Here is a 22,528-nt window from a genome sequence, read left to right as displayed (position 1 = left end):
CCGCTTCGCCTGGGATCGTTCGCCCGGGCCATCCCAACCGGGTCAGGGCTCGACCGCGTCCGGCTCGAACTCGTATCGCCCGACGACCACGGTGATGTTGTCCCGCCCTCCCCGGGCGAGCGCCAGGTCGACGAGGACCTTGCAGGCGTCCTCGGGCCGGGGGTGGGCGTCGAGGATCCGGCCCAGCTCGGCGTCGGGGACGAGGTCGGAGAGGCCGTCGGTGCAGAGCAGCAGCCGATCGCCGTCGGCCACTTCGTGGTGGGAGAACTCGACGAAGACGTCCCCGTCCCCCACGCCGAGCGCATTGCTCAGCACGTGCTGGACGCGGCGGACTTCCGGGGAGTCGGGGTCGATCTCCCCCAGGTCGATCATCAGCTGGGCGAGGGTGTGGTCCCGGGTCAGGCGGCGGATCGTGCCGTCGCGGTGGAGGTAGGCCCTCGAATCGCCGACGTGGACCACGAACAGCGACGGGCCGACGGACTGGCACAGCGTCAGCGTCGTCCCCATGCCGTGGAGCCGGGGGTTGTCCCGGGCCTCGTCCTTCAGGGCGCGGTGGATCAGCTGCATGAAGATGGTGGCCTTCTGCTTCAGGTCATCCACCTCCTTCGGGTTGGTCTTGATGGTCCACTTGATCTCGTTGGCGCCCAGCTCCCAGCCGACCCGCACCGCCAGAAGGCTGGCCAGGTCGCCGAAGCGGTGGCCGCCGATGCCGTCGGCCACGGCCGCCGTATACGCGTGCTGACGCTGGTCGATCAGCAACTCCACCGGCACGCTCGAACAGACCAGGTCCCGCTCCCGCCTCCTCCGGACCACGAGGTACTGGTCCTCGTTCACCTCCCGGACCTTCCCCACGTCGGTCCGGGCCGCGAACTCGGCCCGGACGAGTTGCCGGGGCTCGGCCTCGTAGTGCAGGTCGACCAGCCGACCGAAGGGGAGGAATTCGTCGGTATCCGTCAACGCTCGGGACGCTCGGGTCGACACGGTGCTCGCCTCCGGATCGGGGATCGCCCCCTCGCCCCCGGGGCCCGCCCGGGGCGCCTGCCGGATCTCGATTCTATCGGGCCGGGACCGGCGCCGCCCCGAAATCCGCCCCGGATTGCCATCCCGCCCCCCCGACCGGGAACCCCTGCGCCGAGGGCCAGGCGACCAGGCCCCCCGGATCCGGCCGGGTCCCGTCCTCGGCGACGTAGACCGGGACCAGCTCCGGGCTCGACCAGAGCCCGAACCGGTCGTTCCCCGGCGCGTACATCCGCTGATCCGGGTGGAAGGAGGCGAGCAGCCGGGCCAGCAGGAAGACCGCCCGGTGCTCGCCGATCGCGGGCAGGTCCCCCATCCGGATCGGCCGGGCCAGGGGGAGGCCGGCGTGCTCGAAGGCCCGGCTGGTCATCTCGGCGCAGTAGAAGTGCGAGTCCCCCAGCTCCAGCTTCGCGTCGAAGGGGACCTGCCGCTCGTAGACCGATCGGCAGAAAGCGATCACCCCGGGGACGACGTGCTGGTGCTCGGGGCGCGGCCGCTTGATGCCCAGGTGGCCGACGTTGTCGAGGACCCAGACCCCCAGAGGCTGGCGACGGGCCCCCCCCATGCTCGTGTCGTAGACGACCGGCTCGCCGCGCTCCCACGCGAGGATGCCCGTGTGCGTGTACCGGCAATCGGCGATGGCCCCCGCCACCCGGGAGAAGGGGAAGAGCCCGCCCAGGACCCGGGCGTCGGCCTCCCGGAAGAGGATGTCCCCGGTGCGGAGGTGGTCCCGGGCGAACGCCTCCCAGGCGGCCATGTCCGGGTGATAGGGCACCCGGGGGAGCGTGCCGGAGTGTCGGGCGGCCTCGGCCTCCGGCCCCCAGGGGTTCTGACGCCACCAGAGCGGGGCGATCGAGTCGGTGTACTCCCCCGCCCCCCGGCAGCCGACGAGCATCGCCAGCGCGATCCCCAGGGCGATCGGTGCGGCCCGTCCCGGGGGCCGGACGCGGTTCAGGCCTGTCCCCATGCCGACCCTCCTGGTCGTCCGATGGCGGGCGAAACGCCGCTCCCCGGCGTGCCCGGATAGGATCGACACGCCGGGGCCGATCCTTGAGCGCCCCGCCCCGATCCCTCGCCGGGGCCCCCGACCGGCCCCTCCCCTTGTCATCCCGGCCCGGGTCCCCGAAGATTGGACGGCAGGGCGGGCGTGAGGTCGATCGATCGGGGCGGATCGCGGGGCGAGGGCCGGATGGACGAGACAGCGCGATCGAACAGCCCGCAGCTGACGGTCCTCGCCACGCTCGGCATCGTCGCGGCGCTCTACCTGCTCAAGCCGATCCTGATCCCGATCGCCCTGTCGATCCTGCTGGCCAGCCTGCTCTCCCCCGCCACCCACCTGCTCCGGAGGCTGCTGCCGGTCGGCCCGTTCGGGGCGGCGGTCATCCTGTTCGTCCTGATGGCGGTGGCCGGGCTCTACACCGCGAGCCTGACGGCCGAGAGCCTCGTGCAGGCGGCCAAGACGTTCCCGACCGACGTGGAGCGGCTCGCCTCGAAGCTCAGCCACCTGACCAACGACGCCATCCGAGACCACCCCTACCTCGCCAACATCCTCCCCGAGCCGGGCACGATCAGCATCCTCGGCGACACCAACAGCGAGCGCCTGCTCAACTCCCTGAATTATCGCCTGACCGACCTGACCGCCTGGGTCGGCCACGGGGTCGTGGTCCTCTTCCTCGTCCTCTTCCTGCTGGTCGAAGGGGACCTGATCGTCCCGAGGCTGGTCCACCTGATCACGGTCGAGTCCGGCGAGTCGAAGGCGATGGAGCGGACGCTCAAGAACGTGACCCGGAAGATCCGGGCCTACCTGCTCGCGCGGACGGTGCTGAACATCGGGCTCGGGGCGGCGACGGCCGTCGCCATGCTGCTGCTGGGGATCGACTTCGCCGTGCCGCTGGGCCTCTTCGCCGGCCTGACGAACTACATCCCCTACATCGGCAACGTCGCCGCCGGGGCGATGGCCGTGCTCGTGACGCTCGCCCAGCGGGGGTCGATCGCCGACTGCCTGATCGTCACCGCCATCTTCCTGGCCATCGTGACCGTCGAGGGCTACCTCGTCATGCCCTACGTCATGGGCCGGTCGCTCGACCTCAACGGCACGACCGTCCTGATCGCCTGCATGTTCTGGGGGTTCCTCTGGGGCCTGATGGGCCTGATCCTGGCCATCCCCATCACCGTCAGCGTCAAGCTCGTCTTCCAGCACCTCCACCCCCTGAGGCACTGGGCCGAGCTGATGAGCCTCGCCTACCCGCTCGACGACTCCGCGACCGCCCCGGATCCCTCCCCCGATCCCCCCCCGGCCCGTCGCCGGCTCCTGGCCCGACGCCCCGGCCGTCCGTGATCGCGCCGCATCCCCCCCGACCCCGAACCCCAGGAGGATCGAGATGGAATTGACCCTCGAATACTGCGCCCTCTGAGGCTACGAGCCCCAGGCCGTCAGTCTGACGGCGAAGCTCCTGGACCGCTTCAAGCGGAAGATCGGCCGGCTGACGCTCGTCCCCTCCAAGGGAGGCTGCTTCGAGCTGACCGCCGGCAAGCGACTCCTCTATTCCAAGCTCCAGACCGGCGAATTCCCCGACGAGGGGACGCTCCTCGACGAGGTCGGCACCCTGCTCGACGGCTGAGGCCGGCGGGGCTCCGACGCCGGTCGAGCCGCGTCCCGCCCCCGACGCTCGGGCCGGCGAGGACGCCCGGCCCCGGAGGCCCCCCGACCGATGTTCGGACGACGCAAGCGACTGACCGACTACGCCAACTGCGCCGGGTGAGCGGGCAAGCTCCCCCCCGAGGGGATCGCGCAGGTCCTGCGCGGCTTGACCACCACCACCGGGCCCGGGCGCCCCGCCGACCTGCTCGTCGCCACCGAGACCAGCGACGACGCGGGGGTCTATCGCATCGCGCCCGACCTCGCCCTGGTCCAGACGGTCGACTTCTTCCCGCCCGTCGTCGACGACCCCTACACCTTCGGCCGGATCGCCGCCGCCAACGCCCTCTCCGACGTCTACGCCATGAACGGCCGCCCCCTGACGGCCCTGAACATCGCCGCCTTCCCCGACGACCGCCTCCCCCTGGAGATCCTCGGCCGGATCATCGCCGGCGCCGCCGAGCGGGTGGCGTCGGCCGGGGCCTCGGTCCTGGGCGGCCACACCGTCCGGGACGCCGAGATCAAGTTCGGCCTGAGCGTGACCGGCCTCGTCCACCCCGACGAATTGCTGACCAACGCCGGCGCCCGCCCCGGCGACCGGCTCGTGCTCACCAAGCCCCTCGGGACCGGCTTCGTCACCACCGCCGCCAAGAAGCGACGCTGCCCCGCCGCGGTGCTCGATCGCGCCGTCGAGGGTATGGTCCGCCTCAACGCCGACGCCCGGGACGCCCTGCTCGCCTCCGGGGGCTGCCACGCCCTGACCGACGTCACCGGCTTCGGCCTCGCCGGCCACGCCCTGGAGATGGCCCGGGGCTCCGGAGCGACGATCGAGCTGGACCTCGCCGCGCTCCCCCTAATCGCGGGGGCCGAGGCCCTGGCCGTCCCCCGCAACTTCACCCGGGCCAGCGCGACCAATCGCTCCTTCGTCAGCCCCCACTGGGACCTCTCCCCCTCCGCAGACCCCCTCCGCCTCGAATTCGCCCTCGACGCCCAGACCTCCGGCGGCCTGCTCATCGCCGTCGACCCCGACCGCCTCGACGCCCTGCTCCTCGAACTCAAGGCCCGCGATACGCTGGCCGCCGCGGTCGTCGGCCGGGTCCTCCCCAACGATGACGGCGTCGCCCTCCGACTGCACTGATCCGCATCTCCGGCCCTCGCCCCCGTCCGCGAGGGAGAGGGTGGGCGAAGCCCGGGTGAGGGGGGATCGGACGATTCACCGGGCTTGATCCGGACGCACGGCCCCCTCACCCCGGCCCTCTCCCCGCTCGCGGGGAGAGGGGGAATGACTCCGACCCTCGCCCCCGTCCTCGGGGGAGAGGGTGGCCGGAGGCCGGGTGAGGGGGGATCGGACGATGCTCCGGGCTCCGCGTCCCCCCGACCCGCTCTCCGGAGAACGCCGAACGCTTGACGGAGGCCCGACGAACGCCGATCGTCGAGGGCATTCCCCCGGCGACCCCGATCCGACCCCCCGGAGCGCGCCCGCGATGCCCGACGACCTGACCCGCCGCAACTTCCTCAACGCCGCCGGACTCTCGATGGTCCTCCCGGGCGCCGCGAACGCCCAGGCCGACCGCCCGAGCCCCTCGGCCATCCCCCACGCCCTCGGGGGCCCGGATCCCGAGCCTCGCCCGGGCCGGCCGAGGGTGGCGGCCCTGGCGTCGACGTATTACTACCTCTCCCACGCCTACCACATCGTCGGCCGGTTCCTCGACGGCTTCGTCCTGCACGACGATCGGGGGTTCTACCGGCCCGGGGTAGACGTCGTCAGCCTCTACACCGAGCAATTCCCCGAGGGTGCCGCCCCGGCCTCGATCGAGGACCTCGGCCGGGAGAAGGCCGAGCAATACAAGGTCCGGGTCAGCCCGACCGTCGAGGACGCCCTCACCCTCGGCACCGGGGAACTCGCCGTCGACGCCGTCCTGCTCATCGCCGAGCACGGCGACTACCCCCTCAACGAGAAGCTCCAGAAGCTCTACCCCCGGGGCGAGTACTTCCGCCAGGTCATGGAGGTCTTCCGGCGCTCCGGCAGGGGCGTGCCCGTCTTCATCGACAAGCACCTCTCCTACGACCGCGCCGAGGCGGCCGCGATGGTCGCCGCGGCCCGGGAGGTCGGCGCCCCGCTGATGGCCGGCTCCAGCCTGCCGGTCACCTGGCGGCTGCCCCACCTGGAGGTGCCGCTCGGCCGGAAATGGGAAGATGCCCTCGTCGCCTCCCGGGGCGAGATCGAGATCTTCGGCTTCCACGCCCTGGAGACGCTCCAGTGCATGGTCGAGCGCCGGGATCTCGGCGGCAATCCGCAGGGGGTCGTCGCCGTCACCTACCTCGAAGGGGACGCCGTCTGGGAGGCGGGAGACTCGGGCCGATGGTCCTGGGAGCGGCTCGACGAGGCCCTCAGCCGGAACCACACCCAGAACCCCGGCGACGTGAGGCAGAACACCCTCGACTTCGTCCACCCGGCCGGCCGGCCGACCTTCCTCCAGCCGGTCGCCTTCCTCGTCGAGTACGCCGACGGCTTCACCGGCACCGTCCTCATCCTGAACGGCCACGTCGACGACACCAGCATCGCCGCCAGGGTGGTCGGCGACGACGGCAATCCCGTCGACGTCTCCACGCTGGTCTACTTGCCCGCCCCCCCGGGGGCCGACTTCTTCACGCCGCTGGTCCTCCGCATCGAGGACTTCTTCCTCACCGGCCGGCCCCCCTACCCCGTCGAACGGACGCAGCTCACCGGAGGAGTGCTGGATGCGGCCTTGGAGAGCCGGATCCGGGGCGGGTCCCGCATCGAGACGCCCGACCTCGCCGGGATCGACTACCGGGCACCCGAGGATTCCGGCTACATCCGGGCCCCGGTGGCCAACCCCCGGCCCAATCTGTTCACCTGATCTCCGGATCGTCCGGGGCCGGGGCCGAGGCCGGGGGCTTGCCCCGGCCTCGGACCTCGTCCTGGATCGTCACAGGCCGCCGGCCGGCTCCTGCTCGACCTCGATCGTATCGCCCTGGCGCTCGATCTCGGTCTCGGTGCCGGTCGGGCTCTCATACTCCCGGTCGCCGTCCTCCTCGACCTCCATGGTCCCCCCGTCGGGGGTGACGACCTCGGTCTCGCTCTCGCAGCCGATCATCGGGGCCAGGCCGAGCACCAAGGCCGTGCCCAGGCCGAGCCACCACTTGTTCGTGCTCATCATCGATCGGTCCTCGGGTCTCAGGGACGACCCGGGGCGGCCCGGCCGACTCCGGCCGGGACGATCCCCCCGGGAATCGAAACCTTCGCCCCGATCCCATCACATCCCGTGCCAAACCCGGGCCCGGCTCAGGAGCCCGACCGGGTCATCGGCCCTTCCCCGGCGAGCAGCCAGATCGGCGAGACGTCGGTCCGATCGACGAGCGCGAGCAGCACCTCGGCCGGGATCGTCACCCCGGTCTCGTAGTTGTAATACGTCCGGGCCGGGAGCCCGAGTAAACGGGCCATCTCCGGCCCGCCCTGGTCCCCGAATTTGGCCTTCCGGAACTCCCGGAGCCGCCCCGCCAACGTACGACGGGCCTCCAGGCCGGAGGCGATCCGCTCCCTGGTCCTCGTCCTCGTCCGCATCCGGGCCATCGAACGACTCCTCAGGAGGCGTCAGCGGCTCATCTTCCGCTGCCGGCGGCCGCCGACGAAACTATCGAACACATATTTGCCCAGGTCGTCGGCCGAGCAGTAGGCCGCCACGCCCTGGGTCACCCGCGCCATCTCCTCGACGAAGTTGACCAGGCCGAGATAGAAATAATCCTCGATCAGGGCGAACGAGGAAACCCGGATCCCGGCCGTCGCGCACCGCTTCGCCTCGGCCAGCGTGGCCATCGCCGTCTTCTCCGCCGGCGGGTAGATCAGCACCGCCTCCCGGCCCTCGATGTGCGCGGTCGGCTCGCCGTCGGTGATGACGATGATCTGCTTGTTTTCGGCCCCCTGCTTCTTCAGCAGGTTCCGGGCCAGCTTCAGGCCGGCGTCGATGTTGGTGAAGTGCTGCACCTGCCTGGGCAAGGGCTTGTCCAGGCTGATCCTCAGGTTGACCCTCGGGTCGAACAGGCCGACCGGCTTGGGGGCCGAATTGATCAGTTGCCGCTCGGTCAACTTGCTGGCCAGGGTGTAGAAGCCGACCATCTCGATCGAGTCGGTCGGGTACTGCGCCCGGACCATCCCTTGCAGGGCCAGCGCCACCTTCTTGGTCATCCCGTACTTGCCGTACCGGCCCATCGACCCGCTCATGTCGATCAGCACGACCGTGGCGGCCCGGGTCTGGTGCTCCGTCTCGTAGACGACCCAGTCATCCCGCTCGACGCCGATCGGCACCCCGCCCCCCTGCCGGACGTAGGCGTTCTTGATCGTCTCGTGCAGGTTCAGGTTCGCCAGCGAGTCCCCGTAGACGTACGGCCGGGAGTCCTCGTGCCGGACCGCGCCCGAGCCCTTGTGCGGCGAGTCGTGCTTGCCGATCGCGTCCCGGTTGAACGTCTGGAACAGGTCCGTCAGCGCGTTCTGCTGGATCCGCCTCACCCCCTTGGGGGAGACGACGAACTTCCCCTCCCCGTCCCGCTCGATCAGCCCCTCCTGCTGGAGCAGCTCGACGACCTCCGGGTCGTCGTCGTCGTCGAACCGGTCGAGCTGCCGGAGCACCTGGTCCCCGTAATGCAACAGGTATTCGCTCAACTGGTCGAACGCCTTCTCGGCCGACTGCGGCGAGAATTTCTGCGACCCGTCCCACTTGGAGTATTCGTACTTCGGCATGGGTCTCTCGGTTGAGGGCGATCCGGCTCAGCGCTCGTACGACGACACCCCCGCCTTCACGTTCTTGTTCAAGCGGTTGTGCACGTGGAGCCCTTCCAGGATGAACTCGGCGGCCGAGGCCATCGCGGCGTGGTGCAGGTCGGGGTCGGAGAGCGAGGGGAGCGAGTCCCTGGCCAGGTCCTCGGCCTTCTTCAGCAGGCCCGGGATCTTCTCGATCCGCTTGAGCAATTCCCGGGTGGGGACCGTGTCCCCCAGCTCGACGCCGCCGCCGTTGTCGAAGTACTCGACGGCCTGGCGGAACTCCTTCGGGTTGAAGCGCTCGGAGAAGACGTTCTTGACCGCCTCGCCGACGATCCGGTGGATGAGCACGTCCTCCGAGCCGTCGTCCTCGGCCATCGTCAGCTCGATCTTCCCCCGGGTGCTGGGGACGACGTGCGCCAGGTCCCCGACCCGGGGCACCACCCAGGGCTCGTCATTCACCAGCGCCCGCCGCTCGGCATTCGAGACGACGTTCTCCAGGTTGGCGATCGACATCCGCACCGACACGCCCGACGCCTGGTTCACGTGCGACGACGTCCGGGCCAGCCGCGCCGCCTCCTCGACCACCTCCTTCACGAAGAAGGGCACCGCGACCCGCTCCCCCTCCCGATCGACCCAGGCGTTCTGGTCGTTGATCGAGACGCCGACCTCCCGGGTCGTCGGGTAGTGGGTGCGGACCACCGAGCCGATCCGGTCCTTCAGCGGGGTGACGATCCGGCCCCGGTTCGTGTAGTCCTCCGGGTTGGCGGAGAAGACCATGCAGAGGTCCAGCTCCAGGCGGACGGGGTAGCCCCGGATCTGGACGTCCCGCTCCTCCAGCACGTTGAACAGGCCGACCTGGATCTTGGGGGAGAGGTCCGGCAGCTCGTTCATGCAGAAGATCCCGCGGTTGGTCCGCGGGATCAGGCCGAAGTGCATCGTCAGCTCGCTGGAGAGGTACCGCCCCTCGGCGTGCTTGATCATGTCGATCTCGCCGATCAGGTCGGCGATGGTCACGTCGGGGGTGGCGAGCTTCTCCTGGTAGCGCTGGTCGCGGCCGACCCAGGCGATCGGGGTGTCGTCCCCCATCGCCTCCAGCTTGTCCCGGGCCTCCCGGCTGACGGGGTGGTACGGGTGGTCGAGCACCTCGGAGCCGTCGACGACCGGGATGGCGTCATCGAGCAGCCGGACGAGCTGGCGGAGCATCCGGGTCTTGGCCTGGCCCCGGGTGCCGAGGAAGAGCATGTCGTGCTTCGAGAGGATGGCGTTCTGGACCTGGGGGACCACCGTCTCCTCGTAGCCGAGGATCTCCGGGAACAGCGGCTCGCCGCGTCGGATCAGGGCGATCAGGTTGCGGCGCATCTCGTCCTTGACCGATTCGAGGCGGTGGCCGGCCTGCTTCAGCTCTCCCAGGGTCTGGGGTCGATCGGATGCCATCGGTGGGTCGTCCTCGGGGCCGGATCGGCGGTGCGGGGGCGCTCGGGGGGCGGGTCGTCCGGGGAGGGGTCCGGGCGAGAAGGTCCCTCGGTCATGCTAGGCAGGCGTCCAGGGAGAGTCAACGAGCCCAGACGGGGGGCTCCGGCTCGTCGTCGGCGCACTCCTCGATCAACTCCGGCTCGACCTCGGTGTCGAACAGGCGGCTGACGCTCTCGCGCTGGTGGATGGAGATGATCGCCTCGGCGAACAGCCGGCTGACGCTGATCCTCCGGCAGTTCTCCGCCAGCGGCTCGGGCCACTTGCCGATGGTGTCCGTCAGCACCAGCTCCTTGATCGGGCTGGCGCTCACCTTGGTCGCCGAGCCCTTGGAGAAGACCCCGTGCGAGACGCAGGCGTAGATGTCCTTCGCCCCCCGGCTCTTGCAGGCGTGGGCCATCTCGATCAGGGTGCCGCCGGAGATGGTGAAGTCGTCGACGATCAGGACGTTCTTGCCCCTCACGTCGCCGATCACGTCGAGGATCTCGGCCCGCTCCTCGTGGTCGGGGCGGGTCTTGTTGCCGATGATCAGCGGCGCCTTCATCAGGTCGGCGTAGCGCTGGGCCGTCTTGGCGAACCCCACGTCGGGGGCCGCGACCACCAGGTTCGGGATGTGCTGCTTGCGGAAGTAGGCCGTCAGCACCGGCCCGGCGTAGAGGTGGTCGACCGGGATCTTGAAGAAGCCCTGGATCTGGGGGCTGTGCAGGTCCATCGTCAGGACCCGGTCGGCCCCCACGGCCTCCAGGGCGTCGGCGATCACCCGGGCCCGGATCGACACCCTCGGCTCGTCCTTCTTGTCCCCCTTGGCGTAGGAGAAGAAGGGGATGACCGCCGTCACCTGCGTGGCGCTGGCCCGCTTGAAGGCGTCGATCCAGAAGAGCAGCTCCATCAGGTTGTCGTTGACCGGCTGCTCGGTCCCCTGGACGATGAAGACGTCGCGGCCCCGGACGTTCTCCAGGACCCGGACGAAGATGTTCCCCTCGCTGAAGATCTTCGTCTCCGACTTGGCGAGCGAGACCCCCAGGTGCCGGCAGATCGCCCTCGCCAGCCCCCCGCTGGCCGACCCGCCGAAGATCTTCATCTCCCCGAAGGGGTCCCGATCCTTGGCCGGCGTGCAGACGAGCGAACGATCCATGTCTGGGGAACCTCGGGGAGATGGGCGATCGAGGCGGGACCCCGCGTTTCGGCCGGGACGGGTCCGGATCCGGGAAGAGATCGAGTATATCGACGCCCCCGCCGTCGGGCCAGCGTCGGCCCGGCCCGGCGATGCCCGATCCCCCCGACTCCGGCTACAATGACCCCGATGTGCGCCGCCGACGCCCCGCCCGACCGACCCGGGCCCGACGGCGTCCCCCACCACCCGATCCCCACCCCGAACCCGAGAGGCCGCACGCCGATGACCACCCCGAGTTCCCCACGAAGGGCGGCCCCGATCCTCGCCGCGTCGATCGCCCTGCTCGCCGTCGCCGCCGGCATGGCCTGGCTGGCCCGGACCGGGGCCGAGCCCGCCCCCGCCGACCCCTTCGCGAGGATGAACATGGTCGTACCCGCCTCCTTCAAGGGCCAGGAGGGCGTCGGCGCCACGCAGGACCTCTTCGAGGGGGGGATCGCCTGGCTCAACTCCGCCCAGCCGATCCGCTCCCAGGACCTCATCGGCAAGGTCGTCCTGCTCGACTTCTGGACGTATTGCTGCATCAACTGCCACCACATCATCCCCGACCTGGAGAAGCTGGAGCGGAAATATGCCGACGAGCTGGTCGTCATCGGCGTCCACTCCCCCAAGTTCCCGGCCGAGCGCGACACCGAGAACATCCGCAAGAAGGTCCGCGAGTACGGCGTCAAGCACCCGGTCGTGAATGATGCCGAGATGACCATCTGGCGCCGGTTCGGCGTCCGCTCCTGGCCCACGCTCGCCGTCATCGACGCCAAGGGCAACTTCCGGGGCTCCGTCAGCGGCGAGGGGAACTACGACACCCTCGACGCCTTCATCGGCAAGCTCGTCGAGGAGCACAAAGCCAACGGGGAACTCGACGAGACCCCCTTCGTCGTCTACGCCGAGAGCGACCGCCCCTCCGACGGCCCCCTGCTCTTCCCCGGCAAGGTCCTGGCCGACGCCCCCAACAACCGCCTCTTCATCGCCGACACCGGCCACCACCGGGTCGTCGTCACCGACCTCGACGGCGCCGGCCAGGCCACCATCGGCACCGGCATCCGGGGCTTCAAGGACGGCCCCTTCGACCAGGCCCAGTTCGACCGCCCCCAGGGCTTCTGCCTGGTCGGCGACGCCCTGTACGTCACCGACACCGAGAACCACGCCATCCGCCGCGTCGACCTCTCGGCGAGGACCGTGGAGACGATCGCCGGCAACGGCACCCAGTCCTACCGCCGCAACGGCTCGTTCCAGGGCAGCAACCAGGCCGAGGGCCTGAACAGCCCCTGGGACCTCCTCCCCGTCCCCGGGACCTCCGAGCTGATCATCGCCATGGCCGGGCCGCACCAGCTCTGGAAGATCGACCTGGAGTCGAACCTCGTCTCCGTCTGGGCCGGCTCCGGTCGCGAGGACATCATCGACGGCTCGTATGGCGATGCCGCCTTCGCCCAGCCCTCCGGCCTGGCGACCGACGGCACCTACGTCTACGTGGCCGACTCGGAAGTCTCCGGCATCCGCCGCGTCTCCCTCTCCGGCGAGCAGGCCCCGCAGGTCGGCACGGTCGTCGGCCAAGGCCTCTTCGAGTTCGGCGACCTCGACGGCGTCGGCGACGCCGTCCGCCTCCAGCACTGCCTCGGCCTGGCCTATGGCGACGACCGGCTCTACATCGCCGACACCTACAACAACAAGATCAAGGTCTGCGACCCCGAGGCCCGCCGGGTCGAGACCTTGGTCGGCACCGGGGAGGCCGGTTCCTCGGACGCCTCCCCCAGCTTCTACCAGCCCGGCGGCATCTCCCTGGCCGGGGACACCCTCTACATCGCCGACTCCAACAACCACCTCGTCCGGGCCTTCGACCTCGACGCGAAGCAGGTCCGCACCCTCTCCCTCGACGGCGTCAGCCCCCCGAAGCCCCCGAAGAAGAAGCCGACCTTCGCCAACGCCACCCCGATCGAACTCCCCATGACGGAGGTCGCCCCCGGAGACGCCCTGACCGTGGATCTCTCCCTGGAGATCCCCGGCTTCAAGCTCCAGCCCGACTCCCCCGTCCTCACCCTGATCGAGGCCCCCGACTCCCCCGACGCCCTCGGCCCGGAGGTCTCCCCCACCGGCTCCACCACCCTCCCCACCGGGGACGCCCTCACCCTCCCCGTCCCCCTCTCGAAGCCCTTCGGCGCCGGAGACACGCTGACCCTGAAGGTCTCCGCCTCCATCTTCGCCTGCGCCGAGGAGGGCGGCTTCTGCACCCTCAAGCAATACTCCTGGACCGTCCCCCTCGCCTTCGCCGAAGGCGCCGGAGCCACCGTCACCCTCGCCCCCCCCGCCGCCGAATGATCGCCCCTCCGCCTCCCTCTCCCCCCGTCCCCGGGGGGATGTATGGACCGGGGACATGGGTAACAGGTGTTCGGAGACATGGGTAACGCTTCGAGGCATCATGGCGGCCTCTCTCACGGAGGCTCGCCATGCCATGGAACGAGGCGTCGCTCATGTCCCTGCGCACGGAGTTCGTCGCCCTGGCCGCCGCCGAGGGGGCCAACGTCCGCGAGCTGTGCCGCCGCTACGGCATCAGCCCCAAGACCGCCTACAAGTGGATCGCACGCCATCGGGCCGGCGGGGCCGACGCCCTGGCCGACCGACCCCGGCGCCCGGCCCGCTCGCCGGGCCGCTGCCCCGAGCCGCTCGAGGCCGAGGTGCTCCGCCTGCGCGACGCCCACCCGGCCTGGGGCGGCCGCAAGCTCCGCGCCCGGCTGGTCGCCCTGGGCGTCACCGACGTGCCGGCGGCCAGCACCATCACCGCCATCCTCCGCCGCCACGGCCGGCTCGACCCGGCCGCCGCCGCCGCCCACCGGCCCTCGGTCCGCTTCGAGCACGATGCCCCCAACCGGCTCCGGCAGATGGACTTCAAGGGGCACTTCGCCACCGCCTGTGGCCGCTGCCACCCGCTGACGGTCCTGGACGACCACTCCCGCTTCGCCCTGGCCTTGGAGGCCTGCGGCGACGAGCGGGCGACGACGGTGCGCGGCCACCTGACGGACCTGTTCCGCCGCTACGGCCTGCCCGAGCGGGTGCTCTGCGACAACGGCCCGCCCTGGGGCACCGCCGGCCTGGGGCAGCGGTACACGGCCCTGGCCGTCTGGCTGCTGCGGCTGGGTGTCGGGGTGGGCCACGGCCGGCCGGCACACCCGCAGACCCAGGGCAAGGACGAGCGGTTCCACCGCACGCTCAAGGCCGAGGTGATCGGCCGCCGGGCCTTCGCCGACCTGGCCGACTGCCAGCGGCGGTTCGACCCGTGGCGCGCGGTGTACAACCACGAGCGGCCGCACGAGGCGTTGGGCCTGGTGGTGCCGGCCAGCCGCGACCGGCCCAGCCCGCGGCCGTTCCCCGAGGCGTTGCCCGAGTGGGAGTACGGCCCCGGCGACGCGGTCCGCAAGGTGGCCCGCGACGGGGCCATCAGCTTCCGCGGCCGGCCGGTCGACCTGGGCAAGGCCTTCGGCGGCGAGCGGGTGGCGGTCCGCCCGACGGCCGAGGACGGGGTCTACGGGGTGTATCTCGGGGTGCATCGGGTTGCCCAGGCCGACCTCCGAGTGCAGAATCCACCGGATTGACCCGTTACCCATGTCCCCGAACGCGCGCCACCCATGTCCCCGGTCTATACAGGGGAGAGGGCCGGGGTGAGGGGGTCTGCACGCCCCCAGGCGCTGCTCTCACATCAGCCTCCCCTCCACTTCATCAATCCTCGAACGCCCCCGAGTCCCGGCCATCAATCACACCGGCAACACTTCGGAGGGACCGAGATGCGGCCCTTGAGCCTGAACTTCCGCCTGTGGCACCTGATGGCCGCCGTTGCGGGTTTCGCGTTCGCGGTCAGGGAGCCTCGGGCGCTCGTCGGCGTGGCGGCATTCGCCGTCATCTTGTCGATCTGGCGTTTCGCTGAATATCACAACCGGGCCTGCTCCTACGCCAATCTTGAGCGGGAATTCCTCTGGAAACTCGCCAGGGGCGAAGGGGATGATCCCTCCTGGGATCGGGCCTGTGCCGAACACTACGCCCTCATGAGGGCGAGGTACGCCGTCGCGACAAGGAAGCCGTGGTCTACCCTGGGATCCGAGCCGCCACTCCCCTGTCGCTCGATCGACGCGGAGGAGATGGACGTCATTCGGGGCCCAACCCGAAGCGTAGACGCAATCCTCGACCTTGATGATCCCTTGAGTTCCATCCTCATCGAGCTGGAGGAATCTCGGTCGAAATGACCGTGCTCCCGCACGATGAAATACACGTCCTCGGACGGCGTTGGGTGGCTGGGATCGTGCCGATCCCGGTCACAGTACCTCCCCGAGTGCCGCGATCTTGGCGGCGATGCCGGTTCGTCATCGGTCATCGGGGAGGAGAACAGGACCGACAGATCTATCGAGGACGTCCCGATGCCGCGGGTGGGTGGCCCGAACAACGTGTTGTCCGGGTCGCGCAGCGACAAGAGGGGCCGGTGACCGCCCCGGCCGGCCCGGCTCAAGCAAGACTCTTTCGATAGCCTCTTGCGGCTTCGCCGCTCGGACAACACGTTGTCCGGGCCACCCAGCGGCCGTCAGAAGAGGAGCGACACGTAGGATCGGGCCCAATAGAGAAGCAGCAAGGCGACCCAGAGCAGGCCGACGGCCCAGCCGAGTCGATCGACCCAGGTGCGTCGCGGGAGCCACCGGCCGTAGAACGCCATGGGCAGGGCCGCCCCGATCACGAAGTGCCCGACATCGGTGGAGAGTCTCCGGCTCAGTGCGAGCGGGAAGGTGCCGCCCGGCGTGCTCGGCCGGAGGACCGATAGCCCGGCCGAGGGAAGGGCCACGACGGCGACCCCCAGCAGGGCGGAGGCGACGGCGATAAAGCCGGGGGACCGGAGCAGGTCGCCGAGCGGGGGCCGAGGACGCCGCTCGGCCTGTGCGACAGCGGCCAGCGACCAGACGATCAGCATGGAACTGCTGTAATAAATCGCATAGACGACGGCCAGATCGATGGCCCCCTGGGTGGCCGAGACGCGACCAGGGGGCAGGCCCTTCGTCTCCCTCATGAGGGCAAGGCCGAACGCCGTGGCGGCGACGAGGACGAGGGCGTCCAGGATCGTGAAGCGCCGCCCGCTCGTCCCATCGTGCATCGGCCCAGCCCTCCGGCATATCAACCGCCACATCCCGATCGCGTCGATCATAGCAAGCCGGACCGGGCAAGTCACGGACCGCTGGGCCGTCCTGCTCAGCATGGCCGGGCGGCGGTGGCGTGGTCGGCGACCCTGACGCTATAGGTCTACTGCAATCGTCATGCAGACTCGCTGGTGTCGATTCCCTCCGTCTCATGGCCAGCCGTGACCATGGTCGACTAAAACCCTATTTGTCAGGGTTCGCTATGAAGACGGGTAGATGGGGTTGTGCCGACCTCGGTCACGAAGCTTCGGCGTACGAACTGGGGTCGGTACGACCCCAAGCACCCTGCCAACGAGGGCCGCATCGTCACGTGCCCCTGCCCACCGCGCCGGTCCATGCGCCCTCACCGCGATCGACGCCACCACCGCTTCCCTGGACGCTCGGGGATGAGGCACCCGAGGAAGGTCTGGCAGTGCGGGCAGACGACCGACTTGCCCCGCTCGGCTTCGATCGGCCGACCGCACTCGGGGCAGGGGACGCGGCGTTGTTTGCCGATCTTCCGATCCCGCTGCGACGCCCCGCACTCCGGGCAGACCGGATACCCGAGCGAGCCGTCGTCGAGCATCGTCCCCTCATAGTTGCACGAGACGCACGCGTCGATGGGCCCCTCGGGCGTCGGCCCGCCGGCCTCGCCCGTCGAACCGACCCAGGAGAGCGCGGCCTCCTCGGGGTCGAGGGGCGACAGGACCAGCCTCGCCCCGCACCTCGGGCACGCCAATCCGTTTCCCTCCGCCGTGACGGCGTCGTCGCCGTCGTCGCCGCAGGACGGGCAGGAGATACGGATCAGCATGGCCAGGCCCCAGCGACGCCGGATTCACCGATCGGGCGACCCGCCGATGCGGCCTCGATCCCGGATACCCGCCCGACGGCCCCCGATCACCCCAGCACGCCCCCGATCGGCGTCCCGTTGCACAGCCGGAGTGGCCTGCCCAGCGTGTCCACCAGCTCCAGGTCGGGATCGACGCCGAGGCAATGGTAGATCGTCGCCGCGATGTCCGCCGGGGTCACGGGGTCGCGGGCCGGGTAGGCGGCCCAACGGTCCGAGGCGCCGTAGACGGTGCCTCCCCGAATGCCGGCCCCGGCGAGGACCGTGCTGAAGCAGTGCGCCCAGTGGTCCCGGCCGTCGCGGCCGGCGCCGGCGCCGCCGACGACCGATTGCCCCACCTTCGGCGTCCGGCCGAACTCCCCGGTCCAGACGACGAGTGTTTCGTCGAGCAGGCCGCGTGCTTCCAGGTCATCCAGCAGGGCGGAGAACGCCTGGTCGGCCGGCGGCATGAGCCGGTCCTTCAGGTCGATGAAGTTGCGGTTGTGCGTGTCCCAGTAGACGCTGACGTTGGTGATCCCGTCGTTCTGCCAGAAGACCGTCGTCAGGGGCACGCCGGCCTCGACCAGCCGCCTCGCCTGGAGGACCGCCTGGCCGTGGGCGTGCATCCCGTAGCGCTCCCGGAGGCGGGGGTCCTCCCCCGACAGGTCGAACGCCTTCATCGCCTTCGGGTCGGTCAGGAGCGCGTGGGCCCGCTCGTAGTGCGAGGCCATCGCGTCGACCTGGGGAGATTGCTCCAGGTGCCGGGCCTGCCGCTCGACGACCTGCAAGAGCCCCTCGCGCACGTCCCGTCGGGTGGGGCCGACCTCGGCCGGCAGGCGGAAGTCGCCGACGTCGTAGGTCGGCAGGCTCGGGTCGTGGTCGATCGAGAACGGGTTGAGCGCCGGTCCGAGCCAGCCGGCCCCCTGGCCGTGGCTCTGCTCCACGAACCGGGGGGCGCCGTCGGTGCTCACCGGCATGAACTGGACATAGGGCGGCAGGGGCGACCGCCTGCCGAAGTGGTCGATCTGCTCCAGCACCGCCCCGTAATGCGGCCAGTCCTCGGAGAACAGCCCGCCCCCGGCCCGGGGGATCGGGTGCCCGGTCAGCAGTTCATGCGTCGCGGTCGTGTGGTTCACGTCCTTGTGGTGGACCGACCGGATCACCGCGAGCTTGTCGGCCCGCTTCGCCAGGTTCGGGAAGTGCTCGGAGATCATCAGCCCCGGCACGTTCGTCTCGATCGGCCGGAACTCCCCCCGGACCTGCTCCGGGGCCTCGGGTTTCAGGTCCCAGGTTTCCTGCTGCGCGGGTCCTCCCCACATGAAGAGCAGGATGACCGCCTTCGCCTTGCCGAAGCTCTCGGGCCCGACGGGCAATGCCGACGCCCTCGTCCTCGCCCTCGCGTCGAGCAAGGTCGGCAGGTTCAGGCCCAGCAGGCCGAGCCCCCCCGCCCGGAGGAATTCCCGGCGAGACCGGGCCAGCCCCGTCCGCATCGCCTCGCAGCCGATCGCCTCGCGCGCCATGCCACCGCCCCGCCGAAGGCGTCACCCGGGCCTCGAATTCCCCGGCCGAACCCCACCGGGGCGAATCTCCAACATCCGTTCAAACCTATCCCGAAACCGCCTGGATCGCAACCCGGGGACGGATCGGCGGCGAACCCTCGGCGGCCGGATCGCCCCCGTATCCCGACGCCACCCATTCCGGCCCGGGCTCACCCAGGAAGATGCCTGACGCGGGCGACCCTCTCCGGCCCTCGCCCCCGTCCTCGGGGGAGAGGGTGGCCGGAGGCCGGGTGAGGGGGGTCGGCTGACACGCAACGCTCGGGATCGAACGCCGGGACCCCTCACCCCGGCCCTCTCCCCGCTCGCGGGGAGAGGGGGACGGAGTCGATCCGCCCACCAACACGACGGACGGACCCGTCACTCGGTCAGGCCCAGCTCCTTGAGCATCTCGGCCGTCTCGGCGCCGGCGTCCTCGGTGACGATCATCGTGTCGATGCCCCGGACGATCCCCTCCTTGTCGATGTAGAAGGTCACCCGCTTGGCCAGCGGACGGTCGGGCATCATCACGCCGTACTTCTTGGCGACCTCGCCGCCCGGGTCGCTGAGGATCGGGTAGTCGGCCCCCACCGACTCGGCGAACTTCGTGTTGTCCTCCACCGTGTCGGTGCTGGCGGTGAAGTAGGCGACGTTCAGGTCCTTCAGCAGGTCCCCCTGCTGGGCGTAGGCCGTGCATTGCTTTGTGCAGCCGCCGGTGAACGCCTTGGGGAACCAGGCGAGGACCACGGCCTTCTCCCCCTTGAAGTCGGAGAGCGAGTAGTCCTTGCCGTCGGAGCCCGTCATGGTGAACTCGGGCGCCTGATCGCCGACCTTCGGCATCTCGTCCTGGGCCGAGGCCGGCAGGGCAAACGCCAGGGCCAGGCCGGCGGCGACGAGCGCCCGTCCGATGGATCGCGTCATGGAAGTCGACTCCCTTGGGGTGCGAATCAAGGCATGCGGGGCGACCCGATCCGGCGGTCCCTCCCGGTCCCGGCCGGTCGACCGGCCGCCCCCCGACGCGTCTCGGGGGCGCGGCCGACCCCTCTCGTCATAGCAACCGCCCCCCCCGGATTCAACCGAACGGTCCCCCGGGCGGCCCGGCACCCCCGGCCTCCTCGGATGCCGATCGGCGGATTCGATGACTGAAATCGCCCCGGCTCACGATCTTTATGAGTGGGAGGGCGACCGCGTCCACCCCCGACCCGGACCGCTCCTCGACCGACCCGACCCGACTCGACTCGACCCGACCCCCGTGACGACCTCGATGCTCCTCCCGCACCGCCTCCCCTCCCGATCGACCCCCGACCGGCCGTTCGAGGCCCCGGCTCGACCCGGGCCCGATCGGCGGGCGAGAGCCCTCTCCCCCCGCGGTCCGACCCGTCCCATGCCGGCGAGCACGGCCGGGGTACCCGGTGCGCCGAGACGGAGCGAACCCATTTCCGACACGACCTCGCAACACAAGCACCAACGAACAAACAGGTTACAAAGATCGCTTCCTTCGGGATCCTTGCGCACTGACCGCGCCCCCGCCCGATCCCCCTTTCCCCGAAGGTTCCGGCCCCGACTCGCGTCCCCCGGTTCGGGTGCCTGCCTGGAAGCCCTGTGCGGAGCGAACCCATTTTGCCCGCCACCATTTATCGCAACTCATTCCAAGAAAACAGTTTCCAGGAATCGACCCCGATTCGCCTCCGGCGCACCGACCGCCTCCCGGGCCGATTCCGACCCCGAGCCGGTGCCGACTTGCACCCGATGCGACCGCCCCCCGATCGGCGAGGCCATCCCCCCGGCTCGGGCGTCCCCGGCCGGGGGCGGCGGCCCGATCGGGCCGGTGCGCCGCGTCGGAGCGAACCCATTTCGCCCCGACTCCGAGTCTCCAACACACGATTACAAAACAACTTGCGCCTCGACCCCCGTCCCGCACGTCGGCGCACCGGCCGCTTCCCGCCCGGGAATCCTCCCGTGACGCCCGGAGGCGGGCGTCGGCCGATCGAACTCAGGTCGAGGGTCGGTTCGGCCGGGACGCCGACGCGGGGAGGCCGGCCCCCCCGCGACCGGCAGATCGGCCTCCCCGATTCCCGATCGATCCCTGGAACCGGACGCCCCGGCGATCGTATACTCGAAGGTCCGACGTCCAGACCCACGATCGACGACACGCCGACCCGTCCCCGATTCGGCGGCGCCCCGCGTCAATCCGTCCCCTCCCTTCGCGTCCGCCGACGCAGGAAGTGATCCCATGGCCCAACGCCCACCCCGCCGAGGCGGTGGCCCGCCTCCCCGACGCGCCGGCTCCGACGGCCCCCGCCCCTTCCAGGGCGGCACGCCGGGTGGCCGCCCCCGATCCGGGGGCCCCCCCCGGCCCTTCCAGTCGAACGCCGGGGGCCCGAAGCCGGCCGGCCGGCCGGGCACCGGCCCCCGGCGGCCCCACGCCCCGGGCCGACCCGCACTCCCCCGGTCTCCCGAACAGGCTGGCGCCGAGCGGCTGAACAAGATCCTCGCCGCCGCCGGCCACGGCTCGCGACGGGCGGTCGAGGAGCTGATCCTCCAGGGCCGGGTCACCGTCGACGGCCAGGTCGTCCGGGACCTGGCCACGAAGGTCGACCCCAACCGGGTGGCCATCACCGTCGACGGCGAGCGGGTCAGGCAGGAGAAGGTCGTCTACGTCGCCGTCTACAAGCCCAAGGGGTTCATCTCCTCCAACGCCGACCCCGCCGGCCGCCCCCGGGTGATCGACTTGGTGCCCGACCTCCCCCAGCGCGTCTACCCGATCGGGCGGCTCGACGAGGACAGCACCGGCCTGATCCTGCTGACCAATGACGGCGAGCTGGCCAACCGCCTGGCCCACCCGCGCTACGGCGTGGAGAAGGTCTACCGGGTGCTGGTCGCCGGCAAGCCGGGGCCCGAGGTGCTGGACAAGCTGGTGGAAGGGGTCTGGCTCTCCGAGGGGAAGGCCCGGGCCCGGGACGCCCGGTTCGTCAACGAGAAGTCGCACCACGGCGAGGCGACGATGATCGAGTTGACGCTGGCCGAGGGGAAGAACCGGGAAGTGCGGCGGATGCTCGCCAAGCTCGGCCACAAGGTCATGCGCCTGACCCGGATCGCCGTCGGGCCGGTCACCCTCAAGGGGCTCGCCGCCGGCCAGTGGCGCCACCTGGACCCCGAGGAGGTCAGCCTGCTCCGCCGGGCGGCCGACGGGGAATCCCTCTCCTCCCGTCGCCAGGACCGCCGGGAGCCCACCCCCCGGCGGTCCCGGGGGCGGGACGCCTCGGGGCCCGCGCCCGCGGGACCCCGGTCCGGCATGGGCCACCTCGTCGGCGGGGCCGACGCCCCCCGGGGCCGGCGCCCCGCCGGCCCCCGGTTCGGCCGGGACCAGGGCCCGCCGCAGGGCCAGGGCGGCCGACGCCCCGGCGGGGCCCCGGGGCGAGGGCCCGTCGGCGCCTCCTCCCCCCCGCCGGTCGGCCCCGCCGGCCGCCGCCCCCCCCGACGCCCGGTCGACGACGGTGCCGACGAGGTCCTGGTCCCGCCGATCTCCCCCGTCGGCCGGGACGGCGGCGACGGCCCGCCGCCCCCGGCCGGACGGGCCCGACGCCCCGCCGGCCTGCCGACCGGCCCCACCCCCGGAGGCCCCCCCCGGAGGCCCGCCGGCCGCCCCCGGGCCGGCGGCGGACCCGGCAACGGCAACGGCGGCGGCCCCGGAGGGCGTGGCCGGGGCCCGTCCGGCCCCGGCGGCCCCCCCCGTCGCAAGTCGGCCGGCGCGGGCGGCGGCCCCGCCCTCCAGGGCGGCGGCCCCCCTCCGCCCGGCGGCCGGGGCCGTCGGCCCTCGCGGGGAGGCCCCGTCCCCAAGCCCCCCGGGCCCGTCATCAAGCGACGGCCGAAGCCGCTGCCCAAGTCCAGGCGGTCCAAGCGGTCGGACGACGAATGATCGACGGACGCCGATCGAGGACCGGGGC

General features: G+C 71.2%; 17 protein-coding genes and 2 pseudogenes. 8 read left to right on the top strand and 11 right to left on the bottom strand.

Going from position 1 to position 22,528, the window contains the following annotated elements:
- Positions 1-42: 42 nt before the first annotated feature.
- A complete protein-coding gene (locus ElP_RS04525) occupies positions 43-981 on the bottom strand; it encodes a PP2C family protein-serine/threonine phosphatase (protein WP_145267497.1) in 939 nt (312 codons plus the stop codon).
- 73 nt (positions 982-1,054) lie between these two features.
- Positions 1,055-1,984 carry a C40 family peptidase gene (locus ElP_RS04520; protein WP_197446713.1) on the bottom strand — a complete coding sequence of 310 codons (930 nt, stop codon included), beginning with the start codon at positions 1,982-1,984 and terminating at the stop codon, positions 1,055-1,057.
- Positions 1,985-2,206: 222 nt separating this feature from the next.
- Between ElP_RS04520 and ElP_RS04515 the strand changes: the two genes are divergently transcribed.
- From ElP_RS04515 to ElP_RS04500, 4 genes and pseudogenes are all read left to right on the top strand, one after another.
- Positions 2,207-3,355, top strand: coding sequence for an AI-2E family transporter (locus ElP_RS04515; RefSeq protein ID WP_145267495.1), 1,149 nt, complete (start codon positions 2,207-2,209; stop codon positions 3,353-3,355).
- 88 nt (positions 3,356-3,443) lie between these two features.
- A pseudogene (locus ElP_RS40950) lies at positions 3,444-3,638 on the top strand (Rdx family protein); the annotation flags it as partial.
- Between the two features lie 141 nt (positions 3,639-3,779).
- A pseudogene (selD, locus tag ElP_RS04505) lies at positions 3,780-4,793 on the top strand (selenide, water dikinase SelD); the annotation flags it as partial.
- A gap of 346 nt (positions 4,794-5,139) precedes the next feature.
- Positions 5,140-6,537 carry a hypothetical protein gene (locus tag ElP_RS04500; protein WP_197446711.1) on the top strand — a complete coding sequence of 466 codons (1,398 nt, stop codon included), beginning with the start codon at positions 5,140-5,142 and terminating at the stop codon, positions 6,535-6,537.
- A 69-nt stretch (positions 6,538-6,606) separates the two neighbouring features.
- Here ElP_RS04500 and ElP_RS04495 read toward each other — a convergent pair whose 3' ends face one another.
- From ElP_RS04495 to ElP_RS04475, 5 genes are all read right to left on the bottom strand, one after another.
- Positions 6,607-6,837, bottom strand: coding sequence for a hypothetical protein (locus ElP_RS04495; RefSeq protein WP_145267493.1), 231 nt, complete (start codon positions 6,835-6,837; stop codon positions 6,607-6,609).
- A gap of 125 nt (positions 6,838-6,962) precedes the next feature.
- On the bottom strand, positions 6,963-7,250 hold the full coding sequence (locus ElP_RS04490; protein WP_145267492.1) for a helix-turn-helix domain-containing protein: 288 nt from the start codon (positions 7,248-7,250) through the stop codon (positions 6,963-6,965).
- 21 nt (positions 7,251-7,271) lie between these two features.
- Positions 7,272-8,414: a VWA domain-containing protein gene (locus tag ElP_RS04485; protein WP_145267491.1), complete on the bottom strand. Its 1,143-nt coding sequence runs from the start codon at positions 8,412-8,414 to the stop codon at positions 7,272-7,274.
- 27 nt (positions 8,415-8,441) lie between these two features.
- Positions 8,442-9,869: a sigma 54-interacting transcriptional regulator gene (locus ElP_RS04480; RefSeq protein WP_145267490.1), complete on the bottom strand. Its 1,428-nt coding sequence runs from the start codon at positions 9,867-9,869 to the stop codon at positions 8,442-8,444.
- Positions 9,870-9,987: 118 nt separating this feature from the next.
- On the bottom strand, positions 9,988-11,040 hold the full coding sequence (locus ElP_RS04475; protein WP_145267489.1) for a ribose-phosphate diphosphokinase: 1,053 nt from the start codon (positions 11,038-11,040) through the stop codon (positions 9,988-9,990).
- A 261-nt stretch (positions 11,041-11,301) separates the two neighbouring features.
- Between ElP_RS04475 and ElP_RS04470 the strand changes: the two genes are divergently transcribed.
- From ElP_RS04470 to ElP_RS04460, 3 genes are all read left to right on the top strand, one after another.
- A complete protein-coding gene (locus tag ElP_RS04470; RefSeq protein ID WP_197446710.1) occupies positions 11,302-13,389 on the top strand; it encodes a thioredoxin-like domain-containing protein in 2,088 nt (695 codons plus the stop codon).
- Between the two features lie 128 nt (positions 13,390-13,517).
- Positions 13,518-14,660 carry an IS481 family transposase gene (locus ElP_RS04465; RefSeq protein WP_145267487.1) on the top strand — a complete coding sequence of 381 codons (1,143 nt, stop codon included), beginning with the start codon at positions 13,518-13,520 and terminating at the stop codon, positions 14,658-14,660.
- Positions 14,661-14,858: 198 nt separating this feature from the next.
- Entirely contained in the window at positions 14,859-15,305 is a 447-nt protein-coding gene (locus tag ElP_RS04460; protein ID WP_145267486.1) for a hypothetical protein, read from the top strand.
- Positions 15,306-15,637: 332 nt separating this feature from the next.
- On the opposite strand, the gene ElP_RS04455 is transcribed toward ElP_RS04460, so the two are convergent.
- The 4 genes from ElP_RS04455 to ElP_RS04440 form a co-directional block, all read right to left on the bottom strand.
- A complete protein-coding gene (locus ElP_RS04455; protein WP_145267485.1) occupies positions 15,638-16,198 on the bottom strand; it encodes a hypothetical protein in 561 nt (186 codons plus the stop codon).
- Positions 16,199-16,584: 386 nt separating this feature from the next.
- Positions 16,585-17,031, bottom strand: coding sequence for a hypothetical protein (locus ElP_RS04450; protein ID WP_145267484.1), 447 nt, complete (start codon positions 17,029-17,031; stop codon positions 16,585-16,587).
- A gap of 86 nt (positions 17,032-17,117) precedes the next feature.
- On the bottom strand, positions 17,118-18,566 hold the full coding sequence (locus tag ElP_RS04445) for a DUF1501 domain-containing protein (protein ID WP_197446709.1): 1,449 nt from the start codon (positions 18,564-18,566) through the stop codon (positions 17,118-17,120).
- Between the two features lie 396 nt (positions 18,567-18,962).
- On the bottom strand, positions 18,963-19,502 hold the full coding sequence (locus tag ElP_RS04440) for a peroxiredoxin family protein (protein WP_145267483.1): 540 nt from the start codon (positions 19,500-19,502) through the stop codon (positions 18,963-18,965).
- Positions 19,503-20,814: 1,312 nt separating this feature from the next.
- On the opposite strand from ElP_RS04440, the gene ElP_RS37630 reads away from it, so the two are divergent.
- Positions 20,815-22,500: a pseudouridine synthase gene (locus ElP_RS37630; RefSeq protein ID WP_197446708.1), complete on the top strand. Its 1,686-nt coding sequence runs from the start codon at positions 20,815-20,817 to the stop codon at positions 22,498-22,500.
- Positions 22,501-22,528 lie beyond the last annotated feature (28 nt).

The organism is Tautonia plasticadhaerens (genome assembly GCF_007752535.1).
Classification (GTDB): Bacteria; Planctomycetota; Planctomycetia; order Isosphaerales; family Isosphaeraceae; genus Tautonia; species Tautonia plasticadhaerens.
Note: the sequence above shows the minus strand (reverse complement) of the source record. Positions and strands in the feature narration are given on the sequence as shown.